The following is a 21,334-nucleotide window of genomic DNA, read 5'->3' on the forward strand; positions in this document are numbered from 1 at the left end:
CGGGCGAACCCGCTGCCACCGGGCCAAGGCCTGGGATTTCGGTGACGGCGGGTTGACCCCGAAAGCATCAAGCCCGCTTAAGAAAGGCTTGGGTCAATGACCATTACCAGCTTGCCGGAGACCTGATTGCTTTCGAGCTCTGCATACGCCGCCTGGGCAAACTCCACCGGGTAGGTATCGACCAGTTGCGGCGACAGGCGCCCTTCGCTGAACAGCGGCCATACCTGCTGTTGCAGTTCGCGCAGCAACTCGGCCTTGAAGCCATCGTCGCGGTTGCGCAAGGTAGAGCCGGTGATTTCCAGGCGCTTGCCCAGTACCTGAGCCAGGTCCAGCTCGAACGTGCGCCCGCCCATCAGGCCGATGATCACCCAGCGGCCATCCCGGGCCAACAGCTTCAGGTTCAGTTCACCGTAGCTCGCACCGACCGGGTCGAGAATCACGTCGAACGGGCCGATGCCCTCGAGCGCGTCGAGGTTTTCGTTACGCACCACGCCACCGGCGGCGCCCAGCGCCTCACAGTAGCTCAGGCGATCCTTGGAGCCGACGCTGACCCACACCGGGCTACCAAAAGCCTTGCACAGCTGGATCGCTGCAGAGCCCACACCACTGGCACCGGCATGCACCAGCACTTTCTCCCCTGCCTTCACCTTGCCCAGCTGGAAAATGTTCAACCACGCCGTGGCGTACACCTCCGGCAGCGCCGCCGCTTCGTGCAGGCTCAGGCCTTCGGGCACCGGCAGCACATGGCGGGCATCGACCACCACCTCTTCGGCCATGGCACCGCTGGCCAGCAGTGCGCAGACGCGGTCGCCCACCCGCCAGTCGGAGCCGGCACCCACCTCCTCGATCACCCCGGCGCACTCCAGGCCCATGTAAGGGCTGGCGCCTGGCGGTGGCGGATACAGACCCTTCATTTGCAGCAGGTCGGCCCGGTTCAGACCGGCAGCAGCCACGCGAATGCGTACTTGGCCCGCGTCACAGGCTGGGCGCTGCGCTTCGACCCAGTCCACATGTCCTTCAACGCCTTGCAATGCCTTCACAGTGCCTCCATAGTTGAATCACAGACTGAGCCTGAGGAGCCCGCTCCTCAGGCTTTTTTGCAGTATTTGACCGGTTCCCATGGAACCGGCGAACGGAAAAGACGGCCTACTATGCGTGATCAATTGCCTCCACGTCGAATCAGCATGAAGCATTTCCTTCCAAGCACCGCCCTGGCCATGATGATCGGCCTGGGTAGCCTCACGCTCGGCGGCAATGCGGCGGCCGCCAATAAATGGGACAGCCTGCAGCCGGATCGTGACGAAATCGTCGCCAGCTTGAACGTGGTGGAGTTGCTAAAACGCCACCACTACAGCAAACCACCGCTCGATGATGCCCGTTCGGTGATCATCTACGACAGCTACATCAAGCTGCTCGACCCGGCTCGCAGCTACTTCACCGCAGCTGACATTGCCGAATTCGACAAGTGGAAGACGCAATTCGACGATTTCCTCAAAAGCGGCAATCTCGAGCCCGGTTTCACCATCTACAAGCGCTACCTCGACCGGGTCAAGCAGCGCCTGGACTTCGCCCTGGCCGAGCTGGCCAAAGGCGTCGACAAGATGGACTTCACCACCCACGAAACCTTGCTGATCGACCGTAAGGATGCACCGTGGGAGAAGGACCAGGCCGCGCTCGACGAGCTGTGGCGCAAACGCGTAAAGGATGAGGTACTGCGCCAGAAAATCGCCGGCAAAGAGCCCAAGCAGATCCAGGAGACCCTCACCAAGCGCTACAAGAACCAGCTCGCACGTCTGGACCAGACACGCGCCGAGGATATCTTCCAGGCCTATATCAATACCTTCGCGCAGTCCTACGACCCGCACACCAATTACCTGTCGCCAGACAATGCCGAGAACTTCGACATCAACATGAGCTTGTCGCTCGAAGGCATCGGCGCAGTGCTGCAAAGCGACAACGACCAGGTCAAGATCGTACGCCTGGTGCCTGCCGGCCCGGCCGCCAAGACCAAGCAGGTAGCGCCAGCCGACAAGATCATCGGTGTGGCCCAAGGCAACAAGGAAATGGTCGACGTGGTCGGCTGGCGCCTGGACGAAGTGGTCAAGCTGATCCGTGGCCCTAAAGGCTCGGTGGTCCGCCTGGAGGTCATCCCGGCCAGCAATGCGCCAAGCGACCAGACCAGCAAGATCGTCTCGATCACCCGTGAGGCAGTCAAGCTTGAAGAACAGGCGGCGAAGAAGTCGGTGCTCAAACTCAAGCAGGACGGGCGCGATTACAAGCTGGGCATCATCGAAATCCCGGCCTTCTACCTGGACTTCAAGGCTTACCGCGCCGGCGACCCTGAATACAAGAGCACCACGCGCGACGTGAAGAAACTGCTCACCGAACTGCAGAAGGAAAAGGTCGACGGGGTTGTCATCGACCTGCGCAACAATGGCGGCGGCTCTTTGCAGGAGGCCACCGAACTGACCAGCCTGTTCATCGAGAAAGGCCCGACCGTGCTGGTACGCAACAGCGATGGGCGTGTCGATGTACTGGAAGACGAAAACCCAGGCGCCTTCTACAAAGGCCCGCTGGCGCTGCTGGTCAACCGCTTGTCTGCCTCGGCTTCGGAAATCTTCGCCGGCGCCATGCAGGACTATCACCGGGCGCTTATCATCGGTGGCCAGACCTTCGGCAAAGGCACGGTCCAGACCATTCAGCCGCTCAATCATGGCGAGCTGAAACTGACCCTGGCCAAGTTCTACCGGGTTTCCGGGCAGAGCACCCAGCACCAGGGCGTGCTGCCGGACATCGATTACCCGTCGATCATCGACACCAAGGAAATCGGCGAAAGCGCTCTGCCAGAAGCCATGCCATGGGACACCATCCGCCCGGTGGTCAAGCCGACGTCCGACCCGTTCAAGCCGTTCCTGGCTGACCTGAAGGCCAAGCATGATGCACGCAGCGCCAAGGATGCCGAGTTCACTTACATCCGCGACCGCCTGGCGCTGACCCAGAAGCTGATGGACGAGAAGACCGTAAGCCTCAACGAGCAGGAACGCCGTGCCCGTCACGATGAAGTCGAAGCCAAGCAATTGGCCATGGAAAACATCCGCCGCAAGGCCAAAGGCGAAGAACCACTCAAGGAACTGAAGAAAGTCGACGAAGATGCTCTGCCGGAAGAAGACGACAAAACCAAGCCGGAGGATGACGCCTACCTGGCTGAGACCGGCCGCATTCTGATCGACTACCTCAGCGAGAGCACGAAGATGGCGAAAAAGTGACTCGACCGATGATGGCAGATTAGTACGACCTGTCATCAAACAGTCATGCCACTGTCGTGAAATAAAGGGGCCGGGTATGCAAATGCCCGGCCCTTTCATTTTCAGGATATCGTCATGACCATCGCCGAACAGCTCAGTGCCTTGAGCGCCATTCTGGCTCAGCGCAGCATCCACAGCTTGTTCCAGCCGATCGTTTGCCTGCGTGAGCGGCGCGTCCATGGCCATGAAGCCTTGAGCCGCGGCCCTTCCAACAGCCCACTGCATTCTCCCCTGACCCTGTTCGCGATCGCCCGCCAGGCCGGGCGCTTGACTGAGCTGGAAGCCGTCTGCCGAGAAAGCGCCTGTCGCGGGTTCAGCGCACAACACCTTGAGGGCAAGCTGTTTCTCAATATCTCCCCTGAATCGCTGCTGGAGCCTCACTACCCTTCCGGGCGCACCCTCAAGCTGCTCGAGCAGATGGGTATTGCGCCAAGCCGGGTGGTGATCGAATTGACCGAGCAGACTCCAACCGACGATATCCAGCTACTGTCCAATGCGTTGCACCACTACCGCGACATGGGTTTTTCCATCGCCCTGGACGACCTCGGCGCGGGCTATTCCAGCCTGCGCCTGTGGTCCGAGCTGCGTCCGGAGTATGTGAAGATCGACCGCCACTTCATCGACGGCATCCACCACGACCCACTCAAGCGCGAGTTCGTCGGCTCCATTTTGCAGATAGCTCGGGCAGCGAACACACAGGTGATAGCTGAGGGCATCGAGTTACCAGAAGAACTGGCGGTGTTGACCGACATGGGGATCAACCTGGTACAGGGGCATTTGCTGGGGCGGCCGCAAGCACTAGGTGTGCGGGCAGATCAGCGGCTCTTGGCGCAGGTGCTGCCCGCCGCGCTGATGCAACAGCCGACAGTCCGGCTCAATGCTACGCTTGGCCAGATCATGGAGTTGTTTGGTCGCCATGAAGAGCTGACCACTCTGCAGATACAGGCGCCTGACGGCACGCACTGTGGCGTGATTCATCGAGATGCATTGTCAGTGCTGGCCTTTGAGTGCCCACCGCCCATGGCCGGGAATGCTCAGGCATGTGCAGGGTAGCTGTACTCGAATACCCTGACTACCTCCGAAGCATGCCAGGACGCCGCTTCCATCCCATCGACCGGCCCCGAGAAACGCCCCAGGCGCTCGACACATTCGAAAAAACCGGTGCGCGGCAAACGGCTGGCACCTTGGCTGATCACCAGCGAGCTGCGCAGCGGCTGCTCGGCTCTGGCATCGATCACCGCCAGGTATTCCAGTGCGGCAGTCAGCGTCTGCATCGCCGGGCTGGGCAGTTGCAGGCGCTCGATCAATGCGCGATAGGTGAGCAAGTGACGTTGACGCCGGGCCATATCAAGCTCGTCCAGCAGGTTTTGCCAGTGCTCTCGGCTGATCCTGACCTGGCTCATGAGGGCTCGCTCCAGCCGGCCACCCCCAAGTGCCAGGCCAAAGCGCGGCGGATCGCAGCGTCCGGTTGGCGCTCGCCCGATTCGATCATGGCAAGGTAAGCCGGGCTGACCCCGACATTGCGCGCTAACTGCTCAGGTGCAATCCCCTTCGCCTGACGCAGTTGCGCCACTTCACTGAATGCTGGCAGGTTGGCTGGCTGGGAACTTTGCGGCGGCGATTCGTCGGTTACCTGCGCAGGTGCCTGCCCAGCCGCCTCGAGCAGTGCCTGATACTGCTCCCAGGGAACGACCGCGTACTCGGGCTGACCGTCCCGGCTGATGACCTGAATACCCATGACAACCCCCTTTGTTAGGACTACCGCATGTAATCCGTAGGCATAATGCTTATGCCAATTATATTAGCAAGCGTGGCAGTCTGTGAGGGCTTGCACGTATTCAGTGCGTTTTGCGCTCTAAGCGCAGCGCTTCGGGAGTATCTGGAAGGCGCTCGACCACGCGCAGGCGCTCGGGTGCCTGGCTGTCACGCCAGGCCTTGAAACGCGCCAATTCATCCGCCACGGTCTTGAGCACCCAGCCAAGCACGGCAATGTCATCAAGAAAGCCTACGCCAAGAATCCAGTCAGGGATTGCGTCGATTGGGCTAACGAAGTACAGCAAGCCTGCGACGATGGTTACCAACGCCTTGGGGCTGATAGCACGGTACTCACCACGCCACCAGGCCAGGCACAACGACTGCAACAGCTTGACGTCGCCGCGCAACTGGCCGATGCGCGGGCCTTTGCGTGCCACGGCGAACAACAAGGCTGGCAGCCGACCGCGGCTGAGCAAGCGCTCGGCCAAAGGCAGAAAACGGGCGAAATTCCAAGGTGCGCTCATAAGGCCTCCAGCACGGGGAGGTTATCCACATTTATTGTGGATAACCTTGTGAACAGGGTGAAGTTTGTGACGGCGCGCGCCCACAAGGCAAGGGCCGCGGTCAGATCGGGCGTTTTTTACACAGTCGTTTCAGACTCGCAAACGATTTGCGTCAGAAGCTTCCGGCTTCTTCACACTGCACTTGCTCGGACAATGGTCACCTCGTGAGGTTCGCAGAATCCTGACTCACAAACGACAACGCCCCGTCAGGACGGGGCGTTGTGCAGGTGAGCGCGGCTTATTGCTTGGCGGGGGCTTCAGCTGGAGCTTCAGCCTCTGGCGCTTCGCCACCCTGCAACTGGGCTGGGTCTTTGATGGCGATCAGTTCCAGATCGAATACCAGCACCGAGTTGGCCGGGATCAGCGGGCTCGGGCTCTGCGCACCGTATGCCAGCTCAGCCGGAATGAACAGCTTGTACTTCTCGCCAACGTGCATGAGCTGCAGGCCTTCGACCCAGCCTGGGATGACGCCGCTGACAGGCAGGTCGATCGGGCTGCCGCGCTCGACGGAGCTGTCGAACACCTTGCCGTCGATCAGCTTGCCTTCGTAGTGAACGGTGACCACGTCGGTGGGCTTGGGCTGAGGGCCGTCGGCCTTTTTCACGACTTCGTACTGCAGGCCCGAAGCGGTCGTGACCACACCTGGCTTCTTGGCGTTTTCTTCGAGGAATTTCTTGCCGGCGCTGGCAGCTTCTTCGCTAGCCTTGGCCAAGCGTTCTTCGGCGCGCTTTTGCAGCGCGGTGAAGGCCTCTACCAGCTCTTCGTCCTTGATACGTTGCTCTTTCTTGCTGACAGCGTCATCGATGCCCAGAGCGACCGCTTTGGAATCAAGATCTTCCATGCCTTCCTGAGCCAGGCTCTTGCCCATGTTCAGGCCGATACCGTAGGAGGCTTTCTGTGCCGGGGTCTTGAGCTCCGGGGTGCTGGCCTGTTTATCACAGCCAGCCAGTACCAGGCCTACCAGGGCAACCGCAGCCGCCAGACGATGCTGTTTCATGCTATTTCCTTGTTCATGCGCCATAAGGGCAATCAGGGTAAAGCCGCGAGCTTAGCAGCGGCCATCACCAATGGCTACCGGCATAGGAGCGGGTTTTCGTAAGGAAGTTCAGTACTTAAAGCCTTATTCATCAAAGCCAATGAGCCATTGGCCAGTATTGATGCTTCAGGAGGCTTTTGCCGGATTTTTGTGGCTGTTTGTTTCTTCAACCAACCGTCAAGGATATTGGCCTTGGCGATACTGTTCAGCCAGCTCTCGCAGTACCTCGCAAACCCATTGCCCAGGCAGACTCAATGGCAATGCAGCATTGCGGCAGATCCCCACCGAACCACCCGGCTCACGCACGCCCAGGTCGAGCTCGGCCAACTCACCCCGGCGCAGATCCAGCAGTACCGCATCCCGCGGGGCAACCCACAATGCATCGCTCCCCAGCAGATAACGCCGGCTCAGCGCCAGCGACAAGGTTTCCAGGCGCTGGGTGGGCATTTGAATACCACACTGCACGAACAGGCTGTCGGCGTGCTTACGGATGGTGGTACCTGGGGGTGGCAGCACCAGTGCGAACTGACCAACGCGCTGGCGCTCCACGGGCGTACTTGCCAGCAATGGATGGCCAGGACGCACCACCAGAGCCATGGACTCGCTGTACAGGTGCTCGAATGACAGCCCTTGAATCTGCGGGCTTTCGGTCATGCGCCCGACCACCAGTTCCAGCTCACCGACGTGCAGCTGGCTGAGCAACTGCGCGCTGACCCCGGTCACTACGCTGATCACCAACGCTTGGTGACGTTGATGCAAACGGCACAGCACCTCTGGCATCAACAGCCCCTCGACGGTCGACAGCACGCCGATGCGCACCTGCGAAGGCGCCAGCGCCTCACCGCGCAGGCTGCTGACACCATCGCGCAGCGCCTGCACGCTGGGGCCGGCGTAACGCATGAAGCGGGTACCGGCCAAGGTCAGTTCGACCCCCTGACGGCTGCGCTCGAACAAGCGCGCCTGGAGCAGATCTTCGAGTTCCTTGAGCGTCTTGGATATCGCGGGTTGGCTGATGGCCAGAATATCGGCTGCCCTGGCCAGGCTGCCTTGTCGAGCAATCTCCAGAAAACACAAGAGGTGGCGATACTTGATGCGGCTGTCGAGGTTCATGCCAGCAAGCTTAACGCATCGCAGCCTGTGGCGTATCCGGGTCACGTTGCTGGCGGCGAAACTGCCCAGGCGGTAGCCCGTGGATCTGGCGAAAGCGCCGGGAGAAGTAGGCTTCGTCGGCGAAGCCACACAGCCGCGCTACCTCGCCCACAGGGCGGCTGCCATTGAGCAGGAAGTTGCGCGCAGTGTGCATGCGCCGCTCCAGCACCAGTTCGCTGAAGCTTTTGCCGATTTCCTTGCGCAGCCAATGGGTCAGGTAGGTTGGCGAGAGGTAGGTGGCCGCAGCAACTTTCTGCAGGTTGAGGTCCGGGTCATCGATATGTCGACGCAGATACTCGCTCATACGGCCTAGAGCGGCGCGACGGCTCAGTTGTGCCGCATTACTGTCGGCCAGTTCTCGCAACGGCTCGGCGTACAGGCTGCAGACCTGGCCGATCAACTGCAGCAGCAGGCCCTTGAGGACTTCGCGGCTACCGAAACGGCGGTTGGCATCGAGCTCGCGCATGCGCTCAAGCATCTGCCGCACTTCGCTGAAGTTGCTGTCATCCAGGCAAAAGTCCAGATGCTCCTGAAAGCGAAACGGTGAAAGCTCCGGCGCCTGCAGGATCGATACTTCTTCAAGGTCCATCGGGTCGCAGGCCAGGTGCGGCAGCAAGAACGTCTGGGAAAAGTTGATCACCACGAAATCGCTGTCGGCCGGGTGCGGAATCACATGCACCCGATGGGGCAGGATGAAGGCCAGGGTGTTGCGCTTGAACGGGCGCTGCACGCTGCCGATGTGCTGCACGGTGTCAGCGCCGAAGTTGATCTGGATCTGAAAGTACTCGTGACGATGCGGCGCAGTTTCGGCAGGCCGGCCGCGCTGGTCGCGGATGTAGAAATCCATCAACTCACTGCGCTGCTGCATGAAGTAGGTCGGAACCTCGCGCTTGGGGGGCATGGGTCATCTCCGGTTAGCAGAGCGATAGTTGTACGATGTCTAAGCTTTGCCATTAAACATCTTCTGCAAAAACCTGTGCAACAGCAAAATCACAGGGCCCTTGTAATACGGGGCTTCTAGCGAAAATCGCAGGCCAAACCCTCACTAGGTTTTTTTTGGACGCCGCAGCCTCACCTCGCTGGATGTGGAAAAAACGGTCTAAAACCCGCGTTGCATTCACCTCGTTGTACGATCACCCTGAATAAGGGACTGCAGCCCACCTCTACCAACAACAACAAACGAGGTCGACTCATGTCGAGCACGCCTACCCCCCGCGCCGCGTCTTCGTACACGCTGGACGCGGCCCCTGCCCAGCGCCTGCCTACCCGCCGCCGCTGGTTCATGCTGTCGCTGCTGCTGGTGGCGACCATCATCAACTACGTCGACCGGGTGAACATCTCCATCGCAGCGCCGTTCATGGCCAAGGACCTGGGACTGGACAAGGTCGAGATGGGCTTGATCTTTTCCGCTTTCGCCTGGACCTACGCCCTGGCCCTGGTGCCGGCCGGCTTCATTGCCGACCGATTCGGCTCGCGCCTGACCTATGGGGTATCACTGATCAGCTGGTCGGCAGTCACCGTGGCCCAGGGGCTGGCCAGTGGCTTTGCCTCGCTATTCGGCCTGCGCCTGGCGGTCGGTGCCATGGAGGCCCCGGCCTTCCCGGCCAACAGCCGCGCGGTCACGGTGTGGTTCCCCGCCCGCGAACGCGGCATGGCCAGCAGCATCTACGTGTGCGGCCAGTATCTGGGCACCGCCCTGTTCACCGGCGCGCTGCTCTGGCTGGCCACCACTTATGACTGGCGCCATGTGTTCTACAGCACAGGCCTGGTCGGCATTGTGTTTGGCCTTGTGTGGTTGTGGCTGTACCGCGATCCGCTGAACTGCAAGAAGGTCAGCAAGGAAGAACTCGCCTATATCGAAGGTGGCGGCGGGTTGGTGAAAAGCAGCCAGGAGCGAACCCGCTTCGACTGGCGCCAGGTCGCCGAGCTGTTTCGCTATCGCCAGGTCTGGGCCATTTGCCTTGGCAAGTTCGCCAGCACCTCGGCGCTGTACTTTTTCCTCACTTGGTTCCCCACTTACCTGATCGAGGAGCGCCATCTGACCCTGATCAAGGTGGGCATCTTCGCGGTCATGCCGTTCATTGGCGCAACCGCCGGCATTCTGCTGGCAGGCATCGTGTCGGACCTGCTGATCCGCAAGGGCTATTCGTTGTCGTTCGCTCGCAAGTTGCCGCTGGTGGTTGGCTCGATGCTGGGTATGTCGATCGTGCTAGTGAACTTCACCGACTCCAACGTGCTGTGTATTGCCATCCTTACCCTCGCGTTCTTCGCTCAGGGTATCGCCTCGGCATCCTGGGCAGCGGTATCGGAAGTGGCGCCCAAGCAATTGATCGGCCTGACCGGCGGGATCACCAGCCTGGCAGCCAACATCGGCGGGATCGTCACGCCGATCATGATTGGCATGATCGTGCATGCCAGTGGCTCGTTCGCCATGGCGTTCTGGTTCATTGGTGGGGTGGCATTGATGGGCACCCTGTCTTATTCGCTGCTGCTTGGAAAGCTCTACCGCATCGAGCTCAAGTCGGCGGCATGAGCCCCGATTAGTCCAAGCCGCCCCCGCTTTCGTCCAACTTTGCCGGCCAGCCTCTGCCTTACGCTGGCCACTCCATTACGGAGGACTCACCCATGACCTACCTGTTCGACCCGCCGGCCATCGTCAGCCTGCCGATCCGCGGCAGCGCTGCGCACTTCCCGGTCGGCCGGGTGTTCTGCCTGGGGCGCAATTACCCTTGGCCGGACGCCTACGGCCCAGCCCCCTTGGAGCCGGTGTTCTTCATGAAACCGGCAAGCAACGTGGTCCTGGCCCAGGGCGAGCTGCCGTTCCCGCCGCAGACCGAAGAGTTCTGCCACGAGATCGAGCTGGTCGCTGCCATCGCCACAGGGGGTGTCGATATTGACCCGGAGCATGCCCTGCGCCACGTGTTCGGGTTTGCAGTCGGCCTGGACCTGACACGCCGCGACCACCAGCGTAAAGCCAAAGCCCAGGGCCTGCCTTGGGAAAGCGCGAAAGTGTTCGAAGCCTCGGCACCGATGAGCGCCATCGTGCCGGCCAGCGAATGCGCCTGGCCGCTGGATGCCGACCTGTGGTTACAGGTCAACGGGCAGCCGCGCCAACGTGCCCACCTGAGCCAACAGACCTGGGCCCTGGCCGAGGTCATCAGCCGCTTGTCCCGCCAGCTGCCCCTGCGCCCAGGCGACCTGATCATGACCGGCAGCCCGCCGGGGGTAGCGACACTCAACCCCGGCGACACCCTGCATGCCGGTATCGACGGCATTGGCGAACTTGAGCTGCGCGTCGGCCCCCGCCCGGCCCGGCAAACGGTCAACGCAGCCTGACACGATGGAAGCCAACATGACACAACCCAAGAGAATCGCGCTGGTGACCGGCGCCGGCAGCGGTATCGGCCGCGCGGTCGCCCTTGCCTTGCTACAGGACGGCTTCAGCCTGGTCCTGGCCGGACGCCGCGCAGAACCGCTGCAGGCACTGGCGGAACAAGCGCGGGCAGCGGGGGGCGAAGCCTTGGCGGTGCCCACCGATGTACGCGATGAACATAGCGTGGCCGAGCTGTTCGCGACCATCGAGCAGGTGCATGGCCGGCTCGATGTCGTCTTCAACAATGCGGGCGTCAATGCCCCGGCCGTGCCGATAGACGAACTGGCACTTGAGAACTGGCGCAACGTTATCGCCACCAACGTCGATGGTGTCTTTCTGTGCGCCCGTGCAGCCTTTGGCCTGATGCGCCGGCAGCAGCCACAAGGTGGGCGGATCATCAACAACGGCTCGATTTCGGCGCACACCCCAAGGCCGTTCACCGCCCCCTACACCGCCAGCAAGCATGCAGTGCTGGGCTTGACCAAGGCCCTGGCGCTGGATGGCCGGGCCTACAGCATCGCCTGCAGCCAAGTGGACATCGGCAACGCCCTGACCGAGCTGTCCGAACGCATGACCCGTGGTGTACGCCAGGCCAACGGCCAGATCGCCGCCGAGCCAATGCTCGACGTACGCCATGTGGCAGACGCTGTGCGCTATATCGCTGCGCTGCCGCTGGAGGCCAACGTACTGAACATGACGGTGATGGCCAGCAACATGCCATTTGTTGGCCGCGGCTGAACCCCTTTCCCTGATGGAGTGACCGATGAAACCTGAAGTCCTGCAACTGAGCCCGATCCTCATCCCGCACATTCGCGAGCGCCTGGAGCAGCTGTTCACCTTGCGCCGTTACTACGAACAGGCCGACAAGGACGCCTTCGTCAGCCAGCATGCCGCGCAGATCCGCGGTGTGATCACCGGTGGGCATACCGGTATCAGCCAGGCCCTGATGGCCCGGCTGCCTAACCTGGAGGTGGTCGCGATCAACGGTGTTGGCACCGATGCCGTTGACCTGGCCTACGCCCGCGACCGCGGTATCCAGGTCACTGCCACCATCGGCGCCCTCACCGAAGATGTCGCCGACCTTGCCATTGGCCTGCTGATCAGCCTGTGCCGGGGTATCTGCACGGGCGACCGCTTCGTCCGCGCAGGCCACTGGGCTACCAGTACCACGCCCTTGGCACCGCTGCCGCTGGCCCGCCAGGTATCGGGCATGCGTGTTGGCATCGTCGGCATGGGGCGGGTCGGGCGCGCGGTGGCTCAACGTGCGGCAGCGTTTGGTTGCCCGATTCGCTACACCGACCTACAGGCACAGCAAGTGCCTTATGAATTCGAGGCTGACCTGCAACGGCTTGCGCAAGACAGCGATGCGTTGATCCTGGCGGCGGCGGCCGACAAGGGTGAAGCGCTGATCGATCGCCAAGTGCTGCAAGCGCTGGGTTCACAGGGCTATCTGATCAACATCGCGCGCGGCAAGCTGGTGGACGAGCCGGCGTTGATCGCCGCGCTGGAGGCTGGCCAGATCGCGGGCGCGGCATTGGATGTGTTCGATGACGAACCACGGGCGCCAGAAGCCTTGTTCGGGCGCGAAGATGTGGTGCTGCAGCCCCATCGCGCCAGCGCAACCCTACAGACTCGCACACGCATGGGCGAAATGGTCGTGTCCAGCTTGGTAGAGGTATTCGCCGGGCGCAAACCTCAAGGGTTGGTCGTCTAGCCAATGTAGCGGCTACCCACGCAGGCGGGTTAATCGTCGAGCAACCCCGGTAGCGCATTCCAGCTATCGGTGTAGCGAGCGATGAAGGCTTCTTCGCGGTTAAACCCACCCACCGGTAATGCGCAGCCTGCAAACCGGTAGCGAGCCCGAGGCAGCGGGTTCACACGCGAAGAGACCAGCACAGCCAGCACGCCAGGTGCTGGCAAGCGGGTTGTCCATGGCGCTATGCTGGACTGTCCCGCAAAACGAGCCTCTGCCTGTGTCCAAGGTAATCCTCAAGACCCCCGCACAACTGGCGCTGATGCGTAACGCAGGGCATCTACTGGCCCAGGTGTTCGTCGAACTCGACCGTTTCGTGCGCCCCGGGGTGACGACCCTGCAGATCAATGACCATGCCGAGGCGTTCATCGTCGACACCCTCAAAGCCCGCCCGGCCAGCAAGGGCCAATATGGCTTCCCCTACTCGCTCAACACTTCGGTGGACCACGTGGTCTGCCACGGCATTCCCAAAGCCCATGAGGTGCTTGAAGAGGGCTCGATCGTCAACGTGGATATCACCCTGGAGCAGGGTGGCTACATTGCCGATTCGTCAAAGATGTACGCCATCGGGGCGATCAGCGATGACGCCAGGCGTTTGGTCGATACCACCTACGAGGCCCTGTGGAAAGGCATCGAGCAAGTACGCCCAGGAGCGACGCTGGGTGATATCGGCCATGCCATTGAAGTGCACGCGCAAACCGCAGGCTACAGCGTGGTGCGCGAATACTGCGGCCATGGCATCGGCCAGCAGATGCACGAAGCTCCTGAAATCCTGCACTTCGGCCAGCGCGGCATGGGTATGAAGTTGCAACCGGGGATGGTCTTCACCATAGAGCCGATGATCAACCAAGGCGGGCGCGGTACGCGAACGCTCAAGGATGGCTGGACAGTGATCACCCGCGACCACAGCCTTTCGGCGCAGTGGGAGCATACCGTGGCGGTGACCGCAGAGGGTGTGGAAGTACTGACGTTACGCCCCGAAGAACGTCGCGGCTGAACGCCAGAAACAAAAAAAACGACCCTAAGGTCGTTTGTTTGTGGCTTCCGGGTGTTCAGTGGGCCCTGGAAGCGGAATATGGCGCAGCGGACGGGACTCGAACCCGCGACCCCCGGCGTGACAGGCCGGTATTCTAACCGACTGAACTACCGCTGCGCTAATCATCGAAACGAGTGGTGGGTGATGACGGGATCGAACCGCCGACCCTCTGCTTGTAAGGCAGATGCTCTCCCGGCTGAGCTAATCACCCATTCGTCTCGGTGAGGCGCGCATTCTACGGACGAAGCAGACGGCTGACAAGCCATTTATGAGATTTTTCGCAAAAAATATCACTGCCAAATCGCAGGCACAAAAAAAGCGACCCTAAGGTCGCTTTCTTCGTTACTTCCGGGTGTTCAGTGGGCCCTGGAAGTGGAATATGGCGCAGCGGACGGGACTCGAACCCGCGACCCCCGGCGTGACAGGCCGGTATTCTAACCGACTGAACTACCGCTGCGCTATACATCGAGTGGTGGGTGATGACGGGATCGAACCGCCGACCCTCTGCTTGTAAGGCAGATGCTCTCCCGGCTGAGCTAATCACCCTTCGTCTCGGTGTGGCGCGCATTCTACGGACGGCCCGCTACCCTGGCAAGCACTTTCTTGATCTTTTTATAAAAAAAATCTCAAATCTTTCAAAGACCTAGCGCAGCCGAGGGTTTTGCATACCCATGACTTTCTAATGGCCCTCTGACAGGGCTGGCCTCAGAGCACCGCTCGGAGAATAATGCCCGCCTTATGCATTAAGGAGAGATTGCCCCTCATGTGGTTCAAGAACCTGCTGTCCTACCGCCTGACCCAGGAAGTACCGTTCGAGGCACAAGCGCTGGAAGACGCGCTGGCCAGCAAGCCGGCCCGCCCCTGCGCCAGCCAGGAGCTGACCACCTATGGCTTCATCGCGCCGTTCGGCAAAGGTGAAGACGCTCCCCTGGTGCACGTCAGCGGCGAGTTTCTGCTGATTGCCGCGCGCAAGGAAGAACGCATTCTGCCAAGCAGCGTGGTCAACGATGCGGTGAAAGAGAAGGTCGAAGAAATCGAGACCGAGCAGATGCGCAAGGTCTACAAGAAAGAACGCGACCAGATCAAGGACGAGATCATCCAGGCATTTCTGCCACGCGCGTTCATTCGCCGCTCGATGATCTTCGCCGCCATCGCCCCGCGCCTTGGGATGATCTTGGTCAACTCGGCCAGCGCCAAGCGTGCCGAAGACTTGCTGTCGACGCTGCGCGAAGTGATGGGTTCATTGCCGGTACGTCCGGCCACCGTGAAAATCGCACCCACCGCGACCATGACCGACTGGGTCAAATCGCAACAGGCCGCCGAAGGCTTCTATGTACTGGATGAATGCGAACTGCGTGATACCGCCGAAGACGGCGGCATCGTACGTTGCAAGCGCCAGGACCTGACCGGCGAGGAAATTCAGCTGCACCTGAGCACCGGCAAGATGGTCACCCAACTGGCGCTGGCCTGGCAGGACAAGCTGTCGTTCGTGCTTGACGACAAGATGGTGATCAAGCGCCTGAAGTTCGAGGAGCTGCTGCAGGAGCAGGCCGAACAGGACGGTGGTGATGAGGCCGCCCAGCAGTTCGATGCAAGCTTCCAGCTGATGATGATGACCTTCGCCGAGTTCCTGCCAGCCTTGTTCGAAGTGCTGGGTGGTGAAGAGATCCCTCAAGGGGTCTGATGTGAGTTGAAGTAGCACCGCTGGCCTCTGTCTGAACGGTAGCCAGCAGTGGCCCATAGGCGGTTAAACCCGCTGTCACCCAGTGGCAGCGGGTTTACCCGCAAGTGGCCAATGAAATTCTCAAAGCTATAAATAGAAAAGGAATTGCCCCATGCGCGCACTCGCCGCCCTCAGCCGCTTCGTCGGCAATACCTTCGCCCTGTGGGTGCTGGTGTTCGCCGTGCTGGCCTTCCTTGAGCCCCAGTGGTTCATCGCGCTCAAGGTCGCCATCGTGCCACTGCTGGGGCTGGTGATGTTCGGCATGGGCCTGACCCTCAAGCTCGACGACTTTGCCGCCCTCGCCCGCCAGCCCTGGCGCGTGGCGCTCGGCGTGGTGGCACACTTTCTGATCATGCCGGGCGTGGCTTGGTTGTTGTGCCAGCTGTTCCACCTGCCGGCAGAAATTGCCGTTGGCGTGATCCTGGTCGGCTGCTGCCCCAGTGGTACGGCGTCGAACGTGATGGTATGGCTGTCCAGGGGCGACCTGGCGCTGGCAGTTGCGATCGCCGCGGTGACTACCCTGCTCGCTCCCCTACTGACCCCGGCACTGATCTGGTTGTTGGCATCGGCGTGGCTGCCGGTGTCTTTCATGGATATGTTCTGGTCGATCCTGCAACTGGTGATGCTGCCGATCGTGCTCGGGGTAGTGGCCCAGCGCCTGCTGGGCGCGCGGGTGCAGGTAGCGGTGCAGGTGCTGCCGCTGGTTTCGGTGGTGAGCATCGTGATGATCGTTTGTGCCGTGGTTGCCGCCAGCCAAGCCAAGATCGCCGAATCGGGGCTGCTGATCATGGCCGTGGTGGTGCTGCACAACAGCTTCGGATTTGTGCTGGGCTACCTTACCGGCCGGCTCTGCAAGCTGCCGCTAGCCCAGCGCAAATCCTTGGCGCTGGAAGTGGGCATGCAGAATTCAGGGCTTGGGGCGGCGTTGGCGGCAGCGCATTTCTCGCCGCTGGCAGCGGTTCCGAGCGCGCTGTTCAGCGTATGGCACAACATCTCAGGGGCCTTGCTTTCAACCTGGTTCCGCAAGCTGGAGGAGCCATCGGCTGCCACGCAAGAGGTTGGACCGGCTCGCCATTGATGTGTACCCTGAGGGCAACGGTGAGGACGACCTCACGACGCACCGCGTGACCCTCCCGGGGACGGCCCCATCCTTTGCAACGATGGAGACGCATCATGTCCTGGATCATCCTGTTCTTCGCCGGCCTGTTCGAGGTCGGTTGGGCCGTCGGCTTGAAGTACACCGACGGCTTCAGCAAACCCCTTCCTACCGTGCTCACCGTCGCTGCCATGGCGGTCAGCCTGGGCCTGCTGGGCCTGGCCATGAAAGAGCTGCCGTTAGGCACCGCCTACGCCATCTGGACTGGCGTCGGTGCCGTCGGCACAGTGATTGCCGGGATCATCCTGTTCGGCGAGTCGATGGCACTGGTCAGGCTGGTCAGCGTGGCGCTGATCGTAACCGGCCTGATCGGCCTGAAAGTCAGCGCCAGCTGATACCCCTGCCTTAGCGCAGCCCCCCGCGCAGTCGGCTGACCTGCTCTCGCAAGGCTTCCGGCTGCGCAGCCTCCACCGCAATGGGTGCGCCTGCCACGATGGTCACCCGTGACCACAGGCGCTTGAAAAAGCCCTTGCTCGGGTCACGACTGAAGAAGCTCCCCCATAACCCCTGCAACGCCAACGGGATCACCGGCACCGGAGTCTGTTCGAGGATGCGGCTGACCCCGCCCTTGAACACATCGATCTCGCCGTCACCGGTCAGTTTGCCTTCCGGAAAAATACACACCAATTCACCGTCGGCCAGGTATTGAGCGATGCGTGCGAAGGCGCGCTCGTACGTGGCGAGGTCTTCGTTGCGCCCCGCAATGGGAATGGCGCCAGCGGTACGGAACACGAAGTTGAGCACCGGCAAGTTGTAGATCTTGTAGTACATGACGAAGCGAATCGGCCGGCGAATCGCCCCACCGAGCAGCAGCGCATCGACGAACGATACGTGATTGCATACCAGCAAAGCTGCGCCTTCATCTGGAATGCGCTCAAGGCCCCGGTGTTGTACGCGGTACATCGAGTGGCTAAGCAGCCAGATCAAAAAACGCATGGTGAACTCAGGCACGATCCTGAAGATGTAGGCGTTGACCAGCACATTCAGTAACGACACGACCAAGAACAATTGAGGAATAGTCAGCTTGGCCACACTCAGCAGAACGATGGTCAGTACTGCTGAAACCACCATGAACAGAGCATTGAGGATGTTGTTCGCAGCAATCACCCTCGCCCGCTCATGCTCGGCAGTGCGTGCCTGGATCAAGGCATACAACGGCACGATGTAGAAGCCGCCGAAGACCCCTAGGCCGACGATGGACAGCAAGATCCACCAGGCCTGATGCATGCCCAGCAGCGCCAACCAATCGTGAGGCGTGGCAGCGGCCGGAACGTCCCCGGAGTGCCACCACCAAAGCAGCCCGAACAGGGTCAGGCCAAACGAGCCGAAGGGCACCAGACCGATTTCCACCTTGCGTCCACTGAGCCGCTCGCACAGCAAGGAACCTAGGGCAATCCCTACGGAGAACAAGGTCAGTACCAGGGTGACCACGGTTTCGTCACCGTGAAGCCATTCTTTGGAATAGGTTGGAATCTGGGTGAGGTAGATAGCGCCGACGAACCAGAACCACGAGTTACCGACGATCGAACGGGACACCGCCGGGGTCTGCCCGAGCCCCATGCGCAGGATCACCCACGATTGCTTGAAGATGTTCCAGTCCAGTGCCATCTGTGGCGAGGCAGCCGCGGCCCTGGGGATCCAACGGCTGGCCAGGTAGCCCAGTACCGCGGTGCCGACCACGCCACCGGCCACCACCATGGCGTAGCTGTCAGTGGACATCATCACGCCCGCGCCGATAGTACCGACCAGGATGGCGAGGAAGGTGCCCATCTCCACCAGCCCATTACCGCCGACCAGCTCGTCCTCGCGCAGCGCCTGCGGCAGGATGGAGTATTTGACCGGGCCGAACAGCGCCGAATGGGTGCCCATGCCGAACAGGGCCAGCAACATCAGTGGCAGGTGGTTGCTGACAAAGCCGAGGGCGCCGACCGCCATGATGCCGATTTCGGCCAGTTTGATCGCGCGGATCAGCGCGTCCTTGGCAAATTTTTCGCCGAACTGCCCGCCAAGAGCCGAAAACAGAAAGAACGGCAGAATGAACAGCAGTGCACAGAGGTTGACCCAGATCGAACGGTCGCCGTCGCCCAGGCTGAGCTTGAACAGGATCGCCAGGATCAGTGATTGCTTGAACAGGTTGTCGTTGAAGGCACCCAGCAGCTGGGTGACGAAGAACGGCAAGAAGCGCCGCTTGCCGAGCAAGGTGAATTGCGAGGGGTGACTCATCGTCCTTGTTCCTGAGTGTCTTTTGTCATTGGAGGTACGCACAGCGCCACAAGCCACAAATCTGCACGGGAAAGATCCGCCCTGACAAGCGCTGAGGGCATCCCCTCACGGCATCGATCCTCAGGGTGCCAACAACTTCTAGACCCATACAGTTCAGATTTGTTTACACATGCCGATAATTCATACAGATGACTATATCTGAAATAAGGAATGGACCTCAGGTCTCCTCCATCGCGCAGGAAAAGGAGCTCGGCAGTATATGTTTACTTGGTTCGGCAACCTCAGAATCGCCCACAAACTCTTGCTCGGTTTCGGTCTGGTACTGGGCCTGACCCTAGTGCAGTCGCTCATCAGTTGGGATGGCATGGGCAGCCTGGTAAGGCGCAGTGAAGTGATCAGCGACGTGTCGCGGCTCAACGATGCGCTGGGCGACCTGCGCGAAGCGCGTCTGCGTCACGCCATGACCAATGGCGCCCCGGAGCAAAGCGAACAGCTGCAAGCCGCGCTGCAAGCGTTGAAACCGAACTTGGCAAAATTGCGCCAGGTGATGCAGAGGGCGAAGAACCAGGCTCTGCTCAGCACGGCTGACCAGAGCCTGCAGAGCTATGCCGACAACCAGGCTGGCAGCATGGGTGCGTATGAGAAAATGCACGCCGCGCAAAAGCAGATGGGCACGCTGGCAAGCCAGTCCTTTGCCAGCATCGAGCAGATTCGCAATCAGCTGCGGGCCATGGCCGACCCTGAACAGCGCCTGGTGCGTAGCGAGGCCATCAACCAAGTCCGCGAGAACCTGATTCTGTTGCGTTACCAGGTGCGCGGCTACACGGGCAATACCAACGCTCAGACCGAGAAATCGATGAACGGGCAGATCGCCACCACGGTGAACGAACTGCCTGGGCTCATCGCCCGCTTCAACGGGGCTTTCTCACAGCAATTCCAGCAACTGCAACAGCAGGTAACCGCTTACGCCAGTGCCGTCGAGGTATTCCGTGGCGAGGCTAGCAAGCTGGTCGGCTACCAGGCTGCCATGGGTAAGGATATCGACACCCTCACCGCCGTGATCGGCCAATTGCTCGATGACCAGGCGCAACTGGTTGCCAGCGACAGCCGCTTCGCTCGCATGCTGCAAACCGCCACAACGTTGCTCGCCTTGCTGATCGGTGCCTTGGCTGCAGTCATCATCGCCCGGCAGATCAGCCAGCCGCTGCGCCAGGCTCTGGCCGCCATGGAACAGGTCGCCGCCGGAAACCTCAGCGAACAGCCGTCCAGCCGCCGCCGCGACGAGGTGGGCCAGTTGCAGAATGCCTTGCAGGGCATGACGTGCAACCTGCGTGAGTTGATCGCCCAGGTACGCGACGGCATTTCGCAGATAGCCAGCGCTACCGAGGAGCTGTCGGCGATCACCGAACAAACCAGCGCTGGGGCCAATAACCAGAAAGTGGAAACCGACCAAGTGGCCACAGCCATGCAGGAAATGGCGGCCACCGTGCACGAAGTCGCACGCAATGCCGGTGAGGCCTCGGTGGCCGCCAGCGCCACCGATGAAGAAGCCCGTGAAGGTGACAGCGTGGTCAACCGCGCCGTCGCACAGATCAGCCGCTTGGCAAGCCAAGTGGATGCCACAGGCCAAGCGATGGGGGCGCTACGAGGCGAGAGCCAGCGTATCGGTAAGGTGATGGACGTGATCAAGGCTGTGGCCGAACAGACCAACCTGCTGGCGTTGAATGCGGCCATCGAGGCGGCGCGGGCGGGTGAGGCTGGCCGTGGGTTTGCCGTGGTGGCCGATGAAGTGCGCAGCCTGGCCCAGCGGACCCAGGCATCGACGTTGGAAATCGAGTCGGCCATTGGCAGCCTGGAAGAGGGTACGCGCTCGGTCAGTGAACTGATGGAACAGAGCCAGAGCCTGACCGAAAGCAGTGTGGCCTTGGTGCGTGAGGCAGGCGTGGCGCTGGAGGGGATCACCCGTCGGGTGTCGGCCATCGAGTCGATGAACCAGCAGATTGCCGCAGCCTCCGAGCAACAAAGCGCTGTAGCCGAAGAGATCAGCCGCAGTGTGGTCACCGTGCGGGATATCTCAGAACAGACAGCCCAGGCCAGCCTGCAGACCTCGGCATCGAGCGTCGAACTGGCCCGCCTGGGCGGGCACTTGCAGCAGATGATTAGCCGGTTTCGCCTGTAACTGAGCGCAACGAAAAACGCAGCCAGGCTGTAATGCTGTTCACTTGAGCCTAGAGGCTCGGCGTGAGTTTTTCGGTGGAGCGT

At 61.1% G+C, this 21,334-nt stretch carries 20 protein-coding genes, 4 tRNA genes and 1 pseudogene; 12 read left to right on the forward strand and 13 right to left on the reverse strand.

Going from position 1 to position 21,334, the window contains the following annotated elements; translation table 11 throughout:
• Positions 1–77: 77 nt before the first annotated feature.
• Positions 78–1,040, reverse strand: a complete 963-nt coding sequence (locus ACK59H_RS16905) for an NAD(P)H-quinone oxidoreductase (protein WP_261745003.1) — start codon at positions 1,038–1,040, stop codon at positions 78–80.
• 144 nt (positions 1,041–1,184) lie between these two features.
• On the opposite strand from ACK59H_RS16905, the gene ACK59H_RS16910 reads away from it, so the two are divergent.
• Together ACK59H_RS16910 and ACK59H_RS16915 are read left to right on the forward strand one after the other, a co-directional pair.
• Entirely contained in the window at positions 1,185–3,266 is a 2,082-nt protein-coding gene (locus ACK59H_RS16910; protein ID WP_186476535.1) for a carboxy terminal-processing peptidase, read from the forward strand.
• 114 nt (positions 3,267–3,380) lie between these two features.
• Positions 3,381–4,358 carry an EAL domain-containing protein gene (locus ACK59H_RS16915; RefSeq protein WP_261745002.1) on the forward strand — a complete coding sequence of 326 codons (978 nt, stop codon included), beginning with the start codon at positions 3,381–3,383 and terminating at the stop codon, positions 4,356–4,358.
• Here the strand turns inward: ACK59H_RS16915 and ACK59H_RS16920 are convergent.
• The 6 genes from ACK59H_RS16920 to ACK59H_RS16945 all read right to left on the reverse strand — a co-directional run bounded on the left by ACK59H_RS16920 (position 4,340) and on the right by ACK59H_RS16945 (position 8,709).
• Positions 4,340–4,708, reverse strand: coding sequence for a hypothetical protein (locus ACK59H_RS16920; RefSeq protein ID WP_060478798.1), 369 nt, complete (start codon positions 4,706–4,708; stop codon positions 4,340–4,342). The two genes, ACK59H_RS16915 and ACK59H_RS16920, sit on opposite strands and share 19 nt — an antisense overlap.
• Positions 4,705–5,043: a helix-turn-helix transcriptional regulator gene (locus ACK59H_RS16925; RefSeq protein WP_060478797.1), complete on the reverse strand. Its 339-nt coding sequence runs from the start codon at positions 5,041–5,043 to the stop codon at positions 4,705–4,707. Before ACK59H_RS16925 ends, ACK59H_RS16920 begins: the two co-directional genes overlap by 4 nt.
• A 100-nt stretch (positions 5,044–5,143) precedes the next feature.
• Positions 5,144–5,584, reverse strand: coding sequence for a YkvA family protein (locus tag ACK59H_RS16930; protein ID WP_060478796.1), 441 nt, complete (start codon positions 5,582–5,584; stop codon positions 5,144–5,146).
• A 277-nt stretch (positions 5,585–5,861) separates the two neighbouring features.
• On the reverse strand, positions 5,862–6,620 hold the full coding sequence (locus ACK59H_RS16935; RefSeq protein WP_060478795.1) for an FKBP-type peptidyl-prolyl cis-trans isomerase: 759 nt from the start codon (positions 6,618–6,620) through the stop codon (positions 5,862–5,864).
• A 216-nt stretch (positions 6,621–6,836) separates the two neighbouring features.
• The gene (pcaQ, locus tag ACK59H_RS16940; protein ID WP_186476533.1) at positions 6,837–7,769 is read right to left on the reverse strand and encodes a pca operon transcription factor PcaQ; all 933 of its coding nucleotides are present in this window, start codon (positions 7,767–7,769) and stop codon (positions 6,837–6,839) included.
• 10 nt (positions 7,770–7,779) lie between these two features.
• Positions 7,780–8,709, reverse strand: a complete 930-nt coding sequence (locus ACK59H_RS16945) for an AraC family transcriptional regulator (RefSeq protein ID WP_060478793.1) — start codon at positions 8,707–8,709, stop codon at positions 7,780–7,782.
• Positions 8,710–9,000: 291 nt separating this feature from the next.
• Here ACK59H_RS16945 and ACK59H_RS16950 point away from each other — a divergent pair, with 291 nt between their 5' ends.
• The 4 genes from ACK59H_RS16950 (at position 9,001) to ACK59H_RS16965 (ending at position 12,895) form a co-directional block, all read left to right on the forward strand.
• A complete protein-coding gene (locus tag ACK59H_RS16950) occupies positions 9,001–10,341 on the forward strand; it encodes an MFS transporter (protein WP_397468216.1) in 1,341 nt (446 codons plus the stop codon).
• 92 nt (positions 10,342–10,433) lie between these two features.
• A complete protein-coding gene (locus tag ACK59H_RS16955; RefSeq protein ID WP_409264651.1) occupies positions 10,434–11,144 on the forward strand; it encodes a fumarylacetoacetate hydrolase family protein in 711 nt (236 codons plus the stop codon).
• A 16-nt stretch (positions 11,145–11,160) separates the two neighbouring features.
• Positions 11,161–11,919, forward strand: coding sequence for an SDR family oxidoreductase (locus tag ACK59H_RS16960; protein ID WP_409264652.1), 759 nt, complete (start codon positions 11,161–11,163; stop codon positions 11,917–11,919).
• 25 nt (positions 11,920–11,944) lie between these two features.
• Positions 11,945–12,895 carry a 2-hydroxyacid dehydrogenase gene (locus tag ACK59H_RS16965; RefSeq protein WP_397468214.1) on the forward strand — a complete coding sequence of 317 codons (951 nt, stop codon included), beginning with the start codon at positions 11,945–11,947 and terminating at the stop codon, positions 12,893–12,895.
• 29 nt (positions 12,896–12,924) lie between these two features.
• On the opposite strand, the gene ACK59H_RS16970 is transcribed toward ACK59H_RS16965, so the two are convergent.
• Entirely contained in the window at positions 12,925–13,101 is a 177-nt protein-coding gene (locus ACK59H_RS16970; protein ID WP_409264653.1) for a hypothetical protein, read from the reverse strand.
• A 53-nt stretch (positions 13,102–13,154) separates the two neighbouring features.
• On the opposite strand from ACK59H_RS16970, the gene map reads away from it, so the two are divergent.
• Positions 13,155–13,931 (forward strand): type I methionyl aminopeptidase, encoded by a 777-nt coding sequence (gene map / locus ACK59H_RS16975; RefSeq protein WP_186476527.1) that lies wholly within the window; start codon positions 13,155–13,157, stop codon positions 13,929–13,931.
• A 79-nt stretch (positions 13,932–14,010) separates the two neighbouring features.
• Here the strand turns inward: map and ACK59H_RS16980 are convergent.
• From ACK59H_RS16980 to ACK59H_RS16995, 4 genes are all read right to left on the reverse strand, one after another.
• A tRNA-Asp gene (locus ACK59H_RS16980) sits at positions 14,011–14,087 on the reverse strand.
• Positions 14,088–14,105: 18 nt separating this feature from the next.
• Positions 14,106–14,181 (reverse strand) — tRNA-Val (locus ACK59H_RS16985).
• 169 nt (positions 14,182–14,350) lie between these two features.
• Positions 14,351–14,427, reverse strand: a tRNA-Asp gene (locus ACK59H_RS16990).
• A gap of 13 nt (positions 14,428–14,440) precedes the next feature.
• Positions 14,441–14,516: transfer RNA gene (locus ACK59H_RS16995), tRNA-Val, on the reverse strand.
• Between the two features lie 217 nt (positions 14,517–14,733).
• Between ACK59H_RS16995 and rdgC the strand changes: the two genes are divergently transcribed.
• From rdgC to sugE, 3 genes are all read left to right on the forward strand, one after another.
• The gene (gene rdgC, locus ACK59H_RS17000; RefSeq protein WP_060478788.1) at positions 14,734–15,654 is read left to right on the forward strand and encodes a recombination-associated protein RdgC; all 921 of its coding nucleotides are present in this window, start codon (positions 14,734–14,736) and stop codon (positions 15,652–15,654) included.
• 151 nt (positions 15,655–15,805) lie between these two features.
• Entirely contained in the window at positions 15,806–16,771 is a 966-nt protein-coding gene (locus ACK59H_RS17005; protein WP_060478787.1) for a bile acid:sodium symporter family protein, read from the forward strand.
• A 95-nt stretch (positions 16,772–16,866) separates the two neighbouring features.
• Positions 16,867–17,184 carry a quaternary ammonium compound efflux SMR transporter SugE gene (gene sugE, locus ACK59H_RS17010; RefSeq protein ID WP_060478786.1) on the forward strand — a complete coding sequence of 106 codons (318 nt, stop codon included), beginning with the start codon at positions 16,867–16,869 and terminating at the stop codon, positions 17,182–17,184.
• A 10-nt stretch (positions 17,185–17,194) separates the two neighbouring features.
• Here the strand turns inward: sugE and ACK59H_RS17015 are convergent, their stop codons facing one another.
• The gene (locus ACK59H_RS17015; protein ID WP_409264654.1) at positions 17,195–19,072 is read right to left on the reverse strand and encodes a 1-acyl-sn-glycerol-3-phosphate acyltransferase; all 1,878 of its coding nucleotides are present in this window, start codon (positions 19,070–19,072) and stop codon (positions 17,195–17,197) included.
• A gap of 364 nt (positions 19,073–19,436) precedes the next feature.
• Between ACK59H_RS17015 and ACK59H_RS17020 the strand changes: the two are divergent.
• A pseudogene (locus tag ACK59H_RS17020) lies at positions 19,437–20,387 on the forward strand (methyl-accepting chemotaxis protein); the annotation flags it as partial.
• Positions 20,388–20,537: 150 nt separating this feature from the next.
• On the forward strand, positions 20,538–21,251 hold the full coding sequence (locus ACK59H_RS17025) for a methyl-accepting chemotaxis protein (protein ID WP_409264656.1): 714 nt from the start codon (positions 20,538–20,540) through the stop codon (positions 21,249–21,251).
• Positions 21,252–21,334: the final 83 nt, after the last annotated feature.

It is taken from the genome of Pseudomonas sp. KCJK9000 (assembly GCF_046230725.1).
Classification (GTDB): domain Bacteria; phylum Pseudomonadota; class Gammaproteobacteria; order Pseudomonadales; family Pseudomonadaceae; genus Aquipseudomonas; species Aquipseudomonas promysalinigenes.